The following is a 16,603-nucleotide window of genomic DNA, read 5'->3' on the forward strand; positions in this document are numbered from 1 at the left end:
ATGAACCGATCGGTCAAATATCGGGGGAAGCATGACCGTCACGGGCACCGACCGCGTCACCGCCATGCAGCACCGACGCGCCTTCGTCCTCCTCGGCAGCATCCAGACCACTCTGATCTTCACGCTCGCCGCGATCGCTGTACCGCTGCCCCGCATCGCTCGCGAACTCGGCCTCGAGCGCGCCGACCTGATCCTGCTCAGCGCCGCCTACGGACTGACCTTCGCCGGGCTGCTGCTCCTCGGTGGACGGCTCGCCGACCGGTACGGCGGGCGGCGTGCCCTGACCGCGGGCCTCGTCCTCTTCGCCGCCGCCTCGGCGGCCGCCCCGCTCGCACCCGGCTTCGCACCCCTGCTCGCGGCGCGCTTCGCACAGGGCGCGGGTGCGGCCCTCGCCGCACCGGCCGCCATGGCCGTGCTGCGCATCGTCTCCCCCTCCCCCACCGCGTACGGCAGGGCGATGGCCACCTGGGGCGGGTTGTCAGTGCTCGGCGCGACTGCCGGCAACCTGCTCTCCGGCGTCATCTCGGTGCTGCTCTCGTGGCGTTGGACCTTCGCGGTACCGCTCGCGGTGGCGATCGCAGCCCTCGCCCTCACGCCCCGGCTGCTGCCGGGCGCCGCACCGGACCGGGGCAGGGCCCTCGACCTGCCGGGCGCTCTGCTCGGCACCGCCGGAATCACCCTGACCAGTTACGGGTTCGTCGCCACCGATTCACGTCCCTGGTCGTCGGCCGACGTGCTGGTGCCGCTGCTCGGCGGGATGGCGCTGCTGGCCTCGTTCTGGCACACCGAGCGCCGGGCCCGCGACCCCCTGCTGCCGCCCCGCTTCCTGTTCGACCGGCGGCGTGCCCTCGCCCTCGCGGCCATCGCGCTGAGTGCCTGCGGAACCGCGATGACCTTCGTGGTGCTCTCGCTTCACCTGCAACAGTCCCGCGGCTGGTCAGCGCTGCAGACCTCGGCCGCCTTCGTGCCGTTCGCCGTCGCACTGATCGCCTCGGGCCGGGCGGCAGGACCGCTCATCGGCCGGTACGGGGCCGGAGCCGTCACGACCGTCGGGCTGGGCACGGGCGCGGCGGGGCTCACCCTCCTCGCGTGCACCGGGCTCGACGCGCACCTCTGGTACGCGTACGGGCTGCTGCCGGGCCTGGTGCTGCTGCCGGCCGGCGCCGCGTCCGCCTTCGCGGGAGCCGCCGTGCTCGCCACCGAAGGCGTACCTCGGCAGCACACCGGCCTGGCGGGTGGCGTGCTGAACACCGCGATGGAGCTCGGTCCGACCGCCCTCTTCGCCGGCCTGCTCACGCTCGGCGGCGACACCTCGTCCCTGGCCGCGACGGGGGCCGCCCTCGCCGTACTGGCCCTCCTGAACCACCGCACCACGTAGTCCACCACTCAAGGGAGTCATCAGAATGAACCGCTTCACCGGCAAGACGGTCCTCGTCACCGGCGCAGGCTCCGGCCTCGGCCGCGCCATCGCGCTCGCCTTCGCCGCCGAGGGGGCGTCGGTGGTCGCCGCGGGACGCACCGCGGCCTTCCTGGACGAGACGGTCGGTCTCATCGAGGCCGACGGCGGCACGGCCACCGCCGTCACCGCCGATGTCACCGACTCCGGCCGGCTCCAGAACCTCGTACGCGAGAGCGTCGACCGCTTCGGCGGACTGGACATCGCGGTCAACAACGCCGGGATACTCCGCGCCACCGTACCCGTCGGCGAGGTGAGCGAGGAGGACTGGGACATGGTCCTGCGGACCAACGTCACCGGCGTCTGGCTGGCCATGAAGCACGAGATCGCCCACATGAAGGAGAACGGCGGCGGCGCCATCGTCAACGTCTCCTCCAACCTGGGCGCACACCTGCGGATCCCGAACGCCGCCGCGTACATCACCTCGAAGGCGGCGGTCTCCGCGCTGACCCGTGCCGCCGCGCTCGACCACATCCACCAGGGCATCCGCATCAACGCGGTCAGCCCTGGCGCGTCCGCCGCTCCCATGTCGCTGCGGCCCGGCGAGACCGAGGCCGACCGGGCGGAGCGGGTGAAGACAGAAAACCCGCTCGGCCGGGTCGCGGAGGCCGACGAAGTGGCGGCCGCGGTGCTCTACCTCGCCTCACCGGCGGCCGGCGCGGTCGTCGGCACCGACCTGGTCATCGACAGCGGAGCATCCGCCTGACGGCTCGTAGGCCGGGGTGCCGGCTCCCTCAGGCCGGGGGTGACGGTGCGGACGAGCTGAGCGGGCGGGTCACGGCCGGGCGAGCGGCACGTTCCAGAGCGCGCGGGGTGCAGTGGGCACCGCCGAGTTGCTGGTAGATCGACGTTGCCGGTGAGCATGTACCAGATCGCCCCCGACTCACCGTCCCTCGCCCCCCTCGCCGTCCCTCGCGACCGGGCTCCCGCAGCGGGCAGCGACGGCTGGGACCTGTGGCGGCCCGGTGCGAGACCTGTCGGAGGACAGGTTCGACGGATCGGTGGAGGCCGTGGGTTGCCGCCCTCCCGGGCCACGGACTCGGCCGGCCGCTCCCGGGAGCCGGACGGCTGCCGCCGTGGCGGGTGTCCGGCCGGCGCGGCGCCGCCCCGATCCGGGCGTCGCGGGCGCCGAGCCTCCCGCGCGTACCGACCGGACGGTGCCGGCCACGGCGCTCGGCACCTCCGGGGTCCACAAGGGCAGCGGTCTTTGCCCCGGATCGTGCACGGCGGACCCTCGTGCCGCCGTGGCACGGTCGCAAGGGTGAATGGAACCTGATCCCCCACACACGCGGAGGCGAACCAGATGCGGTCGCGGTCGGAGCAGTCGGACGGGGAAACGCTCGGCGCTCGGCAGAAGGCCTCCGCCCCGGCCCCGCCCGCACCCCGTCCGTTCACCTCCGCGGAAGTGACCTCGCTCCAGCGCCTGGCGGATCCCGGCGTCGTCGCCCGTGACGCCGGGCCGGACCAGCATGTCCACGGCTCCGGCTGCGGTCACGACGGTGCCGAGGGCGTCGACCCCGCCACCCATAGCGCGCTGCTGGCGTCCGCCATCTCCTCGCCGAGCCGGCCGCTGCCCGGTGCGCTGCGCGCCGAGGCGGACTCCTTCTACCGCAACGACTTCTCCAGCGCCCGTATCCACGACAACCACGTGGCGCAGCGCGCGACCGAGGCTCTGGGCGCACAGGCGATGACGGTGGGGGCGCATGTCTTCCTGGGGCCGGGCATGGCCGGCAACAAAGAGGTCATGGGTCACGAACTGGGCCACGTCGACAAGAACCTGAGGGGCATCCGGGAGACCGGCAACGACAACGGCGCCGGCGTCAGCGTCACCGACCCCGCGCAGGACTCCGAACGGACGGCGAAGGCCGACGGCGCGGCGTTCGCGGCGGGCGCCCGCACGGCTCCGTCGGCCGGCTCAGGTCCCCTCGGGACCGCACCGGCCGGGGCCGTCCAGCGATCGGCCGACGGGGTCGCCCTGGCTCGGACGCGCTTGCTGCAGGGCACGGCGGGCAACAACGCCGTCGCACGCCTTCTCGGTCCGGGTACGGCTCCCGTACAGCGCGCGGGCAAGGGCGACAAGAAGACTCCCCGGCAGACGGCGAAGGAGATCGACAAGGCCGTCAAGGACAAGTGGGACAAGGCCTACGGCGGCGGACGACACGGCCAGGGCCCCGACCAGGTCCGGCGACGGTACGCGCGTTCCATGGAGGACGACGCGACCTCCCAGACCCTGTCTCACCAGGCCTTTCTGGTATACGACTCCGTCGCGGGGGTCCAGGAGGAGCAGGGCGCCCGGGACGACCGGGAGCGCGAGGTCCAGGGCATGCTGATCAACAACCGGCTGCTCTTCGCCTCGAACTACAACGAGTCGATGGATGCTCTCAAGGGCTTCACGACCAACGGCACCGAAGACGGCTACGCGAATATGGTGGCCACGCACCAGAGCACGGCCGGCCGGGAGCGCGGGATGGCGGGACCGGACGCCCAGGAGTATTCGGACCGGGTGAACCGGGCCGACCTCAAGACTCAAGCGGTCATGGCGGGACAGCGAGGGGGAGAGGACGACGCCACGGCCGAGGCGCTGCGCAAACGCCACGGCAAGCCCGTGGCCCTCGTGGACGTCAGCCATCCGCAGCTGCACACGCTGCTCACCAGCGAGCAGTTCGAGGGCTCGATCTTCCTGCTGACCTTCAAGGAGGAGAAGGGGCTGCTGCACGCCGAACAGAAGCTGCTGCTGGCCCTGCGCCGGTCCGGGATCAAACCCAAGGAGGTCCGCGGCGAACACGCCATCATGGGCCGGTACCGAGGCTGCCTCTGCTGCACCGCGGCCCTCATGTACTACCGGAACAAGGCGGGGTTCGGGAACCTCGACTTCGACCCGAACCCCGGCTTCTACTACTGGGAATCGCTCGAGAACCTCTACCGGCACCAGGCGCACGTCGTCAGCGACCCCGATTTCAAGGACTACATGCTGCACCTGGCGTCGCGGATGCCGGCCACGCCCGCCCTGTCGCGCATGCAGCCGCCTCAAGACGCCTACGACAACAACGGCCCGGAGAGCCTCGTGGACGCCGGCCTCGCCGCACGGCGGAACTACCGGACCCCGTCGCTCAGCGACATCGAGATGGACCGCGACGAGAATGGTCGGCCGGTCTTCTCCTCCTACGACCGTGAGCAGGACATCGCGGGGACCGAGGCGGGCACCGCCCGTGTCGGCCGGGGGTCGGATCAGATCAAGTCGAGGCTGCGCGCCGATCGGATCATCACCAACCCCGAACACCGGCAGCAAATCCAGAACACCTGGCTCAGCGGATCGTCGGAGGAGAAGAAGACCCTCTTCAAGTACTGGGAGGAAACGGCGAGAGCGAGCCGTCCGGAGCTTGCCGAGATCATCAGCGAGGTGGACGGCGAGCGAACCATGGAGGCCATCAAGTCCGCCATCTACCGGTACGTGAAGGACCGGACCGGCCATGAGGCCCGCGACGGCCGTGAGGCCGGAGCGCCCGTCACCCGCAGGCCGGACAAGGGCAAGTACGCCGAGAAGAAGTCGGACTCGGGCAAGAAGAAGTCCTCCAAGCCCAGCCGCAAGTCGATGAACAAGGAGTCCTCCGGCTGGGCCACGATCAAGTCGGTGATGGCGGCCGACGACGACTTCTACTCCGAGTGGCGCCGCAGGGAGAAGGGCAAGGAGAAGTCGCACATCGAGCCCAGGAGCATGCCCGACGCCCTGGCCCAGACGGTGGCCGCACTCAGCAACGAGTACACCGTGTCGTCGATGGCGCGGATGCTGCACATGGCAGAACGGTCCCTCACCCGCCTCGTCAACACTGTGGAAGCGGCCAACGTGCCGGACGGCCGGGCATCCGGGCCGACGTACGACGAGGACGTGCCGATGTCCGGAACGGGCAGCGGGGACGCGCCGGGGGCCGGCTACTCCAGGACCCTGTCCGCCCCGGGCGGTGGTTACTCGTATGCGATCCCGGACGTGGGAACGTCCTCCGGAACCACCCAGGACCGCGACTTCCCGGGCTACACCCGGCAGGTCGACGGCATCGGGCAGGTGACCTACGTCGACGACGAAACCGGCTCCGTCAGCATCTGGGACGAGACCACCCAGCGCATGGTCGTGATCAGGGAACCGGTCCAGGACAGCCGCATGGACTGGAGCTACTGAAGGAGCTCCAGTGCCGGCGAACCGGCCGACCACGCCATCGGCCGGTCCCGTGGTGGGCTGACGCACCTGAAAGGCTGTCGTCGCCTTGTGCCGGTCCGAGGATCACTGAGCCGTCGAGCACGTACGCCGGCGTGTGAGATAGCTGGTCCTGACACCGCTGGACCGTGTTCTGGACGTCGGCTCCGTTCCCCGCCCTGCATCGCGATGATCTCGGTGGGGGACGAGGCGCTCCTTCTGACGAGCAGTGGGCTGGGTTGGAATCGCTGTTGCCGGTCGCGGTGGTATGCCCGCGCTCAGCAGCATTGAGCACGGATCAGCTCCAGCCGAACCGGCGGTCCACCACCGCGGTGAACTCCTCGAAGGTGAGTGCCGAGTCGCCGTTCTGGTCGGCGGCGTCGAACAGAGCGGAGGACGCGTCGGCGTCCTGTACCCCCCAGGACGGGATGACGCCCATGGCGGCCAGCGACGGTCCCTTCCTCCGCAGGGCGACGATCACCTCCTCACGGGTCAGCAGCCCGTCGCCGTCCAGGTCGAGAGCCTCGAAGAGGCTGCGGGCCTTGTCACTCATCACGTGCCCCCGTCGGTGTGTGGGCGGCGGGCAAGCCACCCCGCTCAGGTGGATAGACGCAAGCGGAATGGTCCGGGTTCCCCCGTCCTCTGGCGCGGCAGCTCCAACAGTGTCGGGTTCGCCCGCGTGGACGTCGCGGGGACGGGAACGGTTCAGGCTTGCTCGACGATGCCGGGCCGCGCCATCTCGCCCGGCTCGGCCTCTCCCCCCGCCGCGTGGCCTCTTGGTCCTGCTCAAGAACTCCGAACCGTCGCACGGCATCATGCAGGCATGGTCACCATTCACCTGAAGTACGAGGTCGACGTCGACAAGCTTGACGCTTTCGAAGAATACGGTCGCCGCTGGGTAAGGCTCGTCCCCCGTTTCGGCGGGACGCACCACGGCTACTTCCTGCCGAGTGAGGGTGACAGCGACATCGCCTACGCCCTCTTCTCCTTCCCCAGCCTGGCCGCCTACGAGCAGTACCGCACGGACAGCATGTCCGACCCGGAGTGCCAGGAAGCGTTCCAGCTGGCTCGTGACACCCGCTGTATCAAGCGGTACGAGCGCCGCTTCCTCCGACCGCTCGACGGCTTGTCCTAGGCCGTATGTCCAAAGCGGCTCTGGAGGCTATGGAGGTTCACTGGTCGGGGAGGTCTCGTGGACGAGCAGTGGGCGGTGCCGGAACCGCTGTTGCCGAAGCTTCGCGTGCCCGCCGGGCGGTCCGCAGGAGGGCCCTGGGGGTGGTGCGTCAGCCCGAGGCGCCGCTGCGCCGGGCGTAGGCGCGGGCGGCGCGGGCACGGTCGCCGCAGCGTGTGGAGCACCAGTGGCGCCGGCCGTGGGTGCGCAGGAGGAACCGGTCGCAGGGGGCTGAGCCGCAGGCGGTGAGGATGTCGGCGTCGGGACCGGTGAGCAGGTCGGCGGCGTCGGCGGCGAGGGTCGCCAGTGCGTGGTTGACGGCCTGGTCGGTGGGGTGCGCCTGGATGCGGCGCAGACCTTGGACCCCGTCCCAGGCGAGAAGGGGGGCGGTGGGTACGGCCGTGAGGGCCTCGTTCACCGCGCGCAGGGATTCCTCGGGCGGGGTGGTGGTGCCGACGCGGGCGGCGAACAGGGCGCGGATGTGTGCGCGCAGCCTGCGCATCCGCTGCGCGCACACCTCGTACAGCTGCACGTCCGGGGTGGTCAGGTCGTGGGCGGCGAGCCAGCGCATGGCGGATTCCGGGGCGGCGAGCAGGTCGTAGCTCTGGCCGGCGGGCAGGGTGGCCGCGGTGTCGGCGAAGTCCACGGAGCGGTACCGGTCGGCACCCGGCGCGGGGGGCAGAGCGGTCGACGCCACGTCGGTGGCCAGGGTGTCGTCCATGCCTCTCATGGTAGCGCTTGCGTTTTTCCGTGATGCCCGCCTAGCCTGGCATCACGTTAACCGCAGGTTTTTTTCGTGAGAAACGGAGACGTGATGCCCCAGCTCAACGCCAACCAGTTCCCGGTCCGCACGTTCGGCGGTCCGACCGCCCTGTTCGAGTACGGCGGCCTGCGCTTCCTGACCGACCCGACCTTCGACGGTCCGGGCGACTACCCCTCGCCCGGTGGCCCGACCCTGTCCAAGACCGCCCCCTCGATCACGACACCCGCCGACCTCGGCCCCATCGACGTGGTCCTGCTCTCCCACGACGAGCACGCCGACAACCTCGACACCTCCGGTCGCGCCCTGCTCGCCGATGTTCCCCTCACCCTCACCACCCCCGGCGGTGGCGAGCGCCTCAAGGCGAAGGCCAAGGGCCTGGCCGACTGGGAGGCGATCGAGCTGAAGTGTCCGGACGGCGGCACCATCACGGTGACCGGAGTCCCTGCCATCCACGGCCCCGGCGCGCGTGAGGAGGTCGAGCCCTTCACCGGCCAGGTCGTCGGCTTCGTCCTGACGGGAGAGGGACTGCCGACGGTCTACGTCAGCGGCGACAACGCCTCGCTCGACGCGGTCAGGGAGATCGCCGAGCGCTTCGCCCCGATCGACACCGCCCTCCTGTTCGCCGGCGCCCCCCGTTTCCCCATGGTCTTCGATGGCAACCTGATCGTCCTGGACAGCGCCCAGACGGCCGAGGCCACCCGGATTCTTGACGCCCGCCGTGTCGTCCCGGTCCACCACGACAGCTGGGCCCACTTCACCGAGGGCCGCGACGAGCTGGAGGCAGCATTCGCCGCCGCGGGCCTGACCGACCGCCTCGACCAGGACTGGGCGCAGCGCGCCTGAGCCCGGACCGCAGCTCAGGAACCGAGACCCCGTGCCAGGGCCGGGGCTCCCCACATCCCGAGCCCCGGCCCTGGGAGCAACCCCGCGCGGCCTCCCCTGCGCCGTGCCAGAACGGCAGAGCAGGACCCGATCACATGTCCACCGGAACCCACGCCGGCCTCGTGCACCGCTGCTACCAGGCCCTTCGGTAGGGCGACTACGACACGCTCACCGGGTACCACCTCCGGGGTCACAGTCGAGCGATGGACAGGTCGTCCGGAGCGGCCGTTGGCCAGCCCACCTCGGACTGCACGGCGCGAACGCCGTCGGCCCCTTGCGCCAGCCCTCCCGCCGGCTCTCCCTCACTTCAGGTACGGTCCCGTGGACCCGATCCTCCCCTTCCCGTTCAGGACGTAGACCCGCAGATTGCCCTTGCCGGGTGCGGTGATGGCGAGCCGTCCGTCGCTGACGGTGCGCACGTCGCCGGTCACCGCGTCGGTGTACGTGCCGTTGGGAATCCCGGTGTAGGTGGCCGCGTGGGTGACGGTGACCAGGGCGAAGCTGTCCGTGGGTCCACTGGTGTAGCGGCGTTTGAAGGCCATATCGCCGTTGACGCCCTCGGTGGAGTACTGACCCGTCTGGAGCGCGGGGATCGCGCGGCGGATCTCGTTGAGCCGCTGTACGTGCTTGACCAAGGGCTGCTGCAAGGTGCCGGCGACCGCACCGGTGGCCGACTGCACCTTGGAGAAGTCGTTCGCCGTCACCTCACCGGCGACGTGGTCGCCGTAGTAGGCGCGCCCGGTGGTCGCCAGCGGGCAGGACGGACCGCAGTCGATCTTCTTGCCCTTCTGGAACTCGATCTCGGACCCGTAGTAGAGGGTGGGGATGCCGCGGAAGGTCCACATCAGCGACATGTTCTCCGCCCAGGCGTCCGTGCCGCCCGCATAGCGCTCACTGCCCTTGTTCGGACCGTAGTCGTGGCTGTCCACGTAGACGACGTTGTAGGTGGCGTCGTTGTAGCTGTCGTCGGAGTCCTTTCCGTTGTGGAAGGCGTTCGACGCGTCGCCGAAGTTCATGTGCATGCGCATGTCTATGACGTGCATGCCGGAGAAGCGGCTGTGGTCCGGGGCGTGGTAGCTGTTGCCGTCCAGGAAGGCGTTGGCGGACGTGGGCTGGTTGCCGGTGCCCTGCTGCTGCTCGTACTCGTACATCTCCAGGGCCGCCTTCTCGTCGTCGGCGTTGTACTCCTTGCGCTCCTTCCAGGTGTAGAACTGCGCCGAGTGGTTGACCGAGCCGCGGTTCCACTTGTCGTTGACGAAGGCGGCCACCTCGCCGAAGACGAAGAAGTTCTTCGCGGCCTCGACGCCGTGCTGCTGGGCGACGCGCTCCTGGATCGCGGGCAGGAAACGGCGGTTCCAGGTGGTGCGCGGGATGTGCACGGCCGTGTCGACGCGGAAACCGTCGACGCCCATGTCTATGTACTTGTTGTAGGCGTCGATCAGGTAGTTCTGGACCTGGGCGTTCTCGGTGTTGAAGTCGGCGAGGTCGTCGTGCAGCCAGCATGAGCGGGAGTCCTCGCCCTCCCAGTTGCCGATCCAGCAGTTGTGGTAGAGCGCCTTGGGGAACATCCCGGAGGTCGGGCTGGGCCACTGGCAGTTGTAGAGGGTGTAGCCCTCGGGGCTCTTGGCGCCCGTGGGTCTGCCCCAGTTGACGCAGGTGTTGCCGGACGGCTCCGCGGTGGACCACAGGTCGCCGTTGTAGTAGGACTTCCCGCTCTTCGGCTCGACGGTGAGGCCGTCGTACTCGAAGCCGGGCTGCCTCTCGTCGTAGTGCCAGCTCCACTGGGCATCGCGTGTCCCGTAGACGGTCGGGGTGAACAGGCCCTTGGCGCCCCAGCGGGAGGAGTGGTTGTGGACGACGTCCTGGTAGATCTTCATGCCCTTGGCGTGGGCCGCGTTGATCAGGTCCTGGTAGGAGGCGCCGGCGGACTCCAGGCGCGGGTCCACCTTGTAGAAGTCGTAGCCGTGGTAGCCGTGGTAGTCGTAGTCCGAGCGGTTGAGGACCACCGGAGTGATCCACACGGCCGAGAAGCCGAGGCCCTTGATGTAGTCGAGCTTGTCGACCAGGCCTTTGAAGTCGCCCCGGAACATGGGGTCGTCGGCTGCCGCGTTGCCGGACTTCTCGTGCTGGCTGCCGCCTCGGTTGTTGGAGCTGTCGCCGTCGTTGAAGCGGGCGGTGAGGACGAAGTAGATCGGGTCCTTGCGCGGGTCCGTGCCCAGCGGCTCGCCGGGGGCGGGCGTCGGCGGCTTCTCGCCGGTGGTGGCCCGGGCGGCGGACGAGGCGGCCGAGACGTTCCCGGCGGCGTCGACGGCCCTCACCGTGTAGGTGTAGGTGGTCCTCGCCTCCAGGCCGGCCTCGGAGAAGACGGTGGAGCCGACGTCGGTGACGACCCTGCCCCTGGTGCCGCCATCGCGCGTGACCTGGTACTTGGTGACGCCCTTGTCGTCCGTGGACGGTTCCCAGGTGAGTACGACGGACACGCCGTCGGCTTGGGCGGCGACCTGGGTGGGGGCGCTGGGCGCCGTCGTGTCGGGCGCCTCGCCGGCGCACGGGTCGGCGGTGTCTCCGGTGACGGTGTTGTCCTGCACCGTCGTGACGCCGGCGCGCAGCGTGTAGTCGGCGCCGTTGTTGTTGTCCCAGGTGCCGTTGCCGTTGTTGAAGGCCGCCCTCATCGCGGCAGCCGTGCCGAGATCGACCTCCTTCCTCCACCAGCCCGTGCACGCGGCCGTCATGCCGACGCCGGGGACGGTGGTCCAGGCGCCGCCCGTGGGCTGGTAGTGGATGTTGGCCGTGGTCCAGCCCAGGTTCCGGGTGGAGTAGTAGACCGTGGCCTTGCCGGCGGCCGGGTCCGGGTCGGGGCCCGGGTCGCCGCACGGGTCGGAGTGGGCGACGGCCCCGTCCCTGACGGTGATGTCCCCCGTGCCGAGGGCGTAGTTGCGGCCACCGTTGTTGTCCCAGGCGCCGGTTCCGTCGGTGAACGTGGCCTGGAGCCCTGCCGCGGAGCCGAGGTCGACGGTCGTCTTCACCCAGTCCGTGCAGGCGGCCTCCATCCGCACGCCGGGGACCGTGGTCCACGCACCGCCGTCAGGGGCGTAGTGCAGGTTGTACCGGGGCCAGTTCTTGGTCTTCGTGTAGTGGAAGACGGTCGCGACGCCCTCCGTCGCCGCGACGGGGGCGGTGGGGGGCGCGGTCTCGACGGGCAGCGCAGTCAGCAGTCCAAGGATGCCGCCGATGGCGAGCGCGACGACCAAGGGCCGTCTGGACAACCGTGCGGGGATGCGTTTCATGGGGTCTCCTGACCCCGCCTCAGCGGGTGGAAGAACAACCGGAAAATTGCTGAAATTTCTTGCAGCACGTGGAAGTTACTCGGCTGCGCCTTCCGCGTAAAGAGGTTGAACACCGCATGACGGCAGAGCCCTCGTCCCTACTGGCCGCTCTCGGATTCCGTCCCGCAACGATGCCGGGGGGCCTCACGCCACCGTCTCTTCGGCCACGGCTCTGGGGGATGGCTCCATGTCGACAAGCACGGGGTCGGGAGCAGGTCCGGCGGAGCCATCACGTCGAACGGCATGCATGCGCATGGCCCGGTGGATCGATCCTGTGCTGGTGGGGCGGTTAGTGACGGGCGGGGTGACCTGCGCGGAGCGCGCGCCGGTGCGCCCCCGCAAGCCCACTCCCGGCCAGGCCCTCTGCGGGTCACGGTCGACTGCATGGCAGGTACAACGGAGCAGGTGTGTGAGGGTCGTGGCGACGGAAGCGACTGCCCGAACAGAGAGGACGAGAACCTGGTCGACGGTGTCCGGTGCGAGGAATGCCGGCACTACTGGGAACTGGACGAGACCGAGCGGGGTCGGCGTGCGGCCGCGGAGGAGGGGGTCACGCGGCCGATCGGGGATCCGCGAGAGGCCGGACACGGAACCGCCGCGTAGCCCGGGGCGATCGCGGCACCTGCCCTCGCCTTACGCCGAGGAGACCGACGTGGCGAACACCGGCTGCCAGGACGGCCGGCCGCGTTCCGCGCACGGCGGCGGCAGTCCCTTCGGACGGACTGATCCAGCAGCCCGTACGGTCCGGCCGGCGGCACACACACAGGGCGTTCAGTAGGGAACGGGGCGGTTCCCGCAGGTCCGGCTGGGCCAGGTGCGGGTACGGCTGCACCATTGCGCGCGAGCGCGCGTCCGAGACCGTACTGAGCATGTTCTCAAGGGGCGGATAACCTTCGGAGATGAGTAGAGCGACATGGGACGCCCTGACGGCGACGCCCCTTTCCGAAGTGCGGCGCCGCGCGTCCATACTGAACCATCTGGCAGAGGTCGAACCGGTCACGGTGACCGGCGCACGGCGTCTGGCGTGGAACGACGGCGGCGGCCAGTCCGCGGTCTGGTACTTCGCGGAAGACAGCCGCGTGCTGCTGCTGACCTTCGACCACGAGTCGGCACTGAATCTCTACGCCGAGGACGACTACGTCCTCCAGGAGTCGTTCTACGACGGTGTTCCCGAGTCCCTCGTCGCCCTGGTCCGCGACCGTCCCGAGAACTACGAGTCCCTCAACCTCACGGACTCGGCGACGGGGCGCACGATTCACTACGCGGGCGGTGTCTTCTGGTACGACGGCACACGCTGGCACGTGACCGACGGTTTGTCAGATCACTGTCGCAGCGAGGGTCTGGACCTCTTCGGTGAGTCCGGCTTCGACTACTGCCTCGCGCCCTACCGCTTCGGCCAGGACTTCACCCCCGAGATCATCGTCGCGAACCGGGACGACGACGGTCAGTACGAGGACGAAGGGGAGAAGGAAGCCGATCTGTCCACCATCCGGATGGTCTTCCGCCGGTACGGCTGATGGTCCCCGGCACGGGCCCCTGGTCACTGGGAGCGTCGCGGCGACGGCGGCTACCGGGACGCCGGGTGGCTCGGCCGGTCGACACCCGGCCCACCGACCGCGCGGAAGTGGCGGCCGTCGTCGACGCGATCGCCGACCGCCCGGCCGTGCCCGGTCGGCGGAGGTCCCCGCCTTTCTGAGCCGGCGCACCCGCCGGCCGCCGGTCACCCGGCCGCGATGCGTACGACACCCGTGATGGTGCCCTGGTAGACGACGCCGCCGGGCGCTATGGAGCCGACCATCTGGAGGGTGTCGTACAGCGAGGACGCTCCCAGGTGCTGCCTGCGGACGACGGAGCCCGTTTCGGGGTCGATCTGTGCGTAGGAGTAGGGGTCCAGGAGCGAGGTGGCGTCGCTCCCGGGTAGGAGGGAGCCGCGCAGAACCGTGTGGATGAGCCCGTCCGCCGTCGAGAGCCGGGGCACGGCCGAGGAGCGGACGGCGGTGTCCCACTTGAGGTCGCAGCCGCTGCCGTCGGCCCGCACGTCCACGCGGGTCAGCCCGCCGGCGAAGTCCGCCGACGGCGGCACGCTCTCCCCGGCGCCCTCGGGCAGCGCCGGATAGGGATACCCGTAGGTGCTCGCCACGAAGACGGAACGACCCGCCCCGATGGGCGAGTTCTCGCTGCCGCTGCCCCCGGCGAGGAGGACCGGCGTGGAGCAGACCTGGGCGCCGGTGTCGGTGCGGTGGACCAGGAGGTGCACGGTGGGCGAAGCGTTGTCGACGACGGCGACGTAGTCGGTGCCGGTGGTGGGACCGAGGAACGTCGGGGTCGAGCCCGTCCCCCAACTGAGCTGGCCCGGTTTGCGGGCGGGGCCGCGGTCGTAGGCGTGGCGCCAGCGGACGGTCGGGGTACCGTCCGGTGCGGCGGTGAGCAGGTAGGTGGCGTGGGAGGTGGTGACGGCGGTGCCCTCGGGGGCCGTGGAGAGGGAGTTGTCGACGCGTTCCCCCGGGGGGAGTGCGAGGGTGCGCACCGCTCCGGTGGCCTCGTCGGCGGCGCCCACGACCCCTCCGCCGGTGGCGAACCAGACCCGCCCCCGCCAGTCGGGGGCGAGACCGGTGACGGAGTCGTCGCCCGGTATCGCCGCGGCGAGGGAGAGGGAGCGGTCGACGTACAGCTGCCAGTCCCCGGCCGCGTTCCTTCGGTGCGCGACGCGCAGCAGGTTCTTGTCACCGTCCACCACGACGAGCCGGTCCGCGTGGTCGAGGTAGGCGTAGACGCCGCCCAGCAGGGAGCCCTTGGCGAGTGGCAGCCGGGCCAGTGAGGCGCCGGTGGCGGGGTCGAGGAGGTGCACGGTGGGGATCCGGGTCAGCATGGGTGTGCAGAGGGCGACGGGGTAGGTGTCGGCGCCGACGAGGACGGTGGGGCACGCCGACTGCAACGCGACACGCTTGGAGGTCAGTCGGCCCGCTCCGGGCCCGGGCAGCGGGGTGGCGTCGGAGGAGCCGGTGTCGCCGTGCATCGTCGCGGTTCCGGGCGGCCCGGCGTACGGGTTGTGCGGCGGAAGCGGGCCGAAATCGGTGCCGGCGGCCTGCGCGGGCGGCAGTGCGGCGGCGAGGAGAAGTGAGACGGTGGCGGCCAGCGCACCAGCGTGCGGGAGCCGGAGGATCGACTGCATCGGGGCGGGTCCTGTCGACGGGAGGCGCCGGATGGGTGCCGGCGAGGGACACGGGTGCGGGACGGTGCCGTCCGGTGGCGGGGGCGGCGGTGTGCCTCGGAGGCGGGGCTGCCTCCGAGGCACGGTGCTCAGAACGGTCGGGCCGTGGGCGACCGGGTTTTGGGGTCAGGAGAACCCGGGGTCACGAGATCCCTGGGTCACGAGATCCCTGGGTCACGAGGCTCCGGGCCCCGGGCGGGGTCACGGGACGAGCTTCAGCAGCCGGTTGGGCGATCCGGAGCCGGGGTTGGTGACCTTGCCGGTCGTCGCGCCGTTCACGAGGGCCGTGGCGACCTGGGACGGGGCGGCGGAGGTGTGGTTGGCCAGGTAGACGGCGGCGGCTCCGGCGACGTGCGGGGCGGCCATCGAGGTGCCGGAGATGGTGTTGGTGGCGGTGTCGCCGGTGTGCCAGCCGGCCGTGATGGAGGATCCCGGGGCGAAGATGTCCAGCACCGAGCCGTAGTTGGAGTAGCTCGCGCGGGCGTCGGTGCTGGTCGTGGCGCCGACGGTGAGGGCCTCGGTGACCCGGGCCGGGGAGTACGAGGAGGCGTTGGCGTTGCTGTTGCCGGCGGCCACGGCGTACGTCACGCCGCTGGCGATGGAGGTGCGCACGGCCGCGTCCAGCGTCGCGGAGGCACCGCCGCCGAGGGACAGGTTGGCCACGGAGGGCCCGGAGTGGTTGCGGGTCACCCAGTCGATGCCGGCGATGACCCCGGCGGTCGTGCCGGACCCGTTGTTGTCCAGCACCCGCACGGCGACGATCCTCGCCTTCTTGGCCACGCCGTAGGTGGAGCCGGCGATGGTGGTGGCCACATGCGTTCCGTGGCCGTTGCCGTCGGAGGCGTTGGTGTCGCCGTCGACGGCGTCGTAGCCGTGCGCGGCGCGACCGCCGAGCTGCTGGTGCGTGACGCGTACGCCGGTGTCGATGACGTAGGCCGTCACACCGCTGCCCGCGCCGTCCGGGTAGGTGTAGGTGCGGGACAGGGGGAGGGAGGTCTGGTCGATGCGGTCGAGGCCCCACGGGGCGTTGGTCTGCGTGGTGTCGCTGATGCTGACCCGCTGGTTCTGCTCGACGGCCGCCACCGCGGGGTCGGCGGCCAGGCGCCTGGCCTCCGTTCCGGAGAGAGTGGCCGTATAGCCGTTCAGGGCGCTGCCGTACGTCTTCCCGACGCGGCCGCCGTACTCCTCGACCAGCTTCCTGCCGGCCGGGGAGGAAGCTTTGAATCCGGCATCCTTGCGGAGTGTGACGATGTAGCTGTCCTGGACGGCCGTGGGCGAACCGGCACCGAGCACCCGGCCTTCCGCGGGAGCGGCCTGGGCGGGGACGGCGGTGAGGCCGCCGGCCAGGGTGCTCGCCGCGACTGCGGCGATCGCGGCGAACCGTATTCTCTTGCTGCGCAGTGTTGCCATGACGAGGGATTCCTCCTGCCGGCGGCACGCCAGGGTGGGGCGCGCATCTGTGGGGGCGGGTGCGCACGGGTGCGCACCCCGGCCCGGTGCGTGGCGTTCAGCTCCGGGCTGTGATCAAGGTTTGCCCACTACGGGCATGAGCGGCAAGGAAGTTGACTGGGCGTCAACAAACCTGCCATGCGCACGACATAAAGG

11 protein-coding genes are annotated in these 16,603 nt (G+C 70.6%); 6 read left to right on the forward strand and 5 right to left on the reverse strand.

Annotated elements, in window-relative coordinates:
* Positions 1-31 precede the first annotated feature (31 nt).
* The 3 genes from ACGF5T_RS33800 (at position 32) to ACGF5T_RS33810 (ending at position 5,630) form a co-directional block, all read left to right on the forward strand.
* Complete coding sequence (locus ACGF5T_RS33800; protein WP_366768524.1) at positions 32-1,378, forward strand: MFS transporter; 1,347 nt, start codon at positions 32-34, stop codon at positions 1,376-1,378.
* Positions 1,379-1,403: 25 nt separating this feature from the next.
* Positions 1,404-2,162, forward strand: a complete 759-nt coding sequence (locus ACGF5T_RS33805; RefSeq protein ID WP_356610435.1) for an SDR family oxidoreductase — start codon at positions 1,404-1,406, stop codon at positions 2,160-2,162.
* Between the two features lie 597 nt (positions 2,163-2,759).
* Entirely contained in the window at positions 2,760-5,630 is a 2,871-nt protein-coding gene (locus ACGF5T_RS33810; RefSeq protein ID WP_366768525.1) for a DUF4157 domain-containing protein, read from the forward strand.
* Between the two features lie 313 nt (positions 5,631-5,943).
* Here the strand turns inward: ACGF5T_RS33810 and ACGF5T_RS33815 are convergent, their stop codons facing one another.
* Complete coding sequence (locus ACGF5T_RS33815; RefSeq protein ID WP_356610433.1) at positions 5,944-6,198, reverse strand: EF-hand domain-containing protein; 255 nt, start codon at positions 6,196-6,198, stop codon at positions 5,944-5,946.
* A gap of 270 nt (positions 6,199-6,468) precedes the next feature.
* Between ACGF5T_RS33815 and ACGF5T_RS33820 the strand changes: the two genes are divergently transcribed.
* Complete coding sequence (locus tag ACGF5T_RS33820; protein WP_356610432.1) at positions 6,469-6,780, forward strand: NIPSNAP family protein; 312 nt, start codon at positions 6,469-6,471, stop codon at positions 6,778-6,780.
* A 148-nt stretch (positions 6,781-6,928) separates the two neighbouring features.
* On the opposite strand, the gene ACGF5T_RS33825 is transcribed toward ACGF5T_RS33820, so the two are convergent.
* Positions 6,929-7,537, reverse strand: coding sequence for an ABATE domain-containing protein (locus tag ACGF5T_RS33825; protein ID WP_366768526.1), 609 nt, complete (start codon positions 7,535-7,537; stop codon positions 6,929-6,931).
* A 93-nt stretch (positions 7,538-7,630) separates the two neighbouring features.
* Between ACGF5T_RS33825 and ACGF5T_RS33830 the strand changes: the two genes are divergently transcribed.
* A complete protein-coding gene (locus tag ACGF5T_RS33830) occupies positions 7,631-8,422 on the forward strand; it encodes an MBL fold metallo-hydrolase (protein WP_366768527.1) in 792 nt (263 codons plus the stop codon).
* 341 nt (positions 8,423-8,763) lie between these two features.
* Here the strand turns inward: ACGF5T_RS33830 and ACGF5T_RS33835 are convergent, their stop codons facing one another.
* On the reverse strand, positions 8,764-11,748 hold the full coding sequence (locus tag ACGF5T_RS33835) for a carbohydrate binding domain-containing protein (protein ID WP_366768528.1): 2,985 nt from the start codon (positions 11,746-11,748) through the stop codon (positions 8,764-8,766).
* Between the two features lie 938 nt (positions 11,749-12,686).
* On the opposite strand from ACGF5T_RS33835, the gene ACGF5T_RS33840 reads away from it, so the two are divergent.
* Positions 12,687-13,304, forward strand: a complete 618-nt coding sequence (locus tag ACGF5T_RS33840) for a hypothetical protein (protein ID WP_366768529.1) — start codon at positions 12,687-12,689, stop codon at positions 13,302-13,304.
* A 203-nt stretch (positions 13,305-13,507) separates the two neighbouring features.
* On the opposite strand, the gene ACGF5T_RS33845 is transcribed toward ACGF5T_RS33840, so the two are convergent.
* Positions 13,508-14,959 carry a hypothetical protein gene (locus ACGF5T_RS33845; RefSeq protein ID WP_366768530.1) on the reverse strand — a complete coding sequence of 484 codons (1,452 nt, stop codon included), beginning with the start codon at positions 14,957-14,959 and terminating at the stop codon, positions 13,508-13,510.
* 240 nt (positions 14,960-15,199) lie between these two features.
* The gene (locus tag ACGF5T_RS33850) at positions 15,200-16,408 is read right to left on the reverse strand and encodes a S8 family peptidase (protein ID WP_366768531.1); all 1,209 of its coding nucleotides are present in this window, start codon (positions 16,406-16,408) and stop codon (positions 15,200-15,202) included.
* Positions 16,409-16,603: the final 195 nt, after the last annotated feature.

It is taken from the genome of Streptomyces sp. NPDC047853 (assembly GCF_043204535.1).
In the GTDB taxonomy this organism is placed as follows: Bacteria; Actinomycetota; Actinomycetes; order Streptomycetales; family Streptomycetaceae; genus Streptomyces.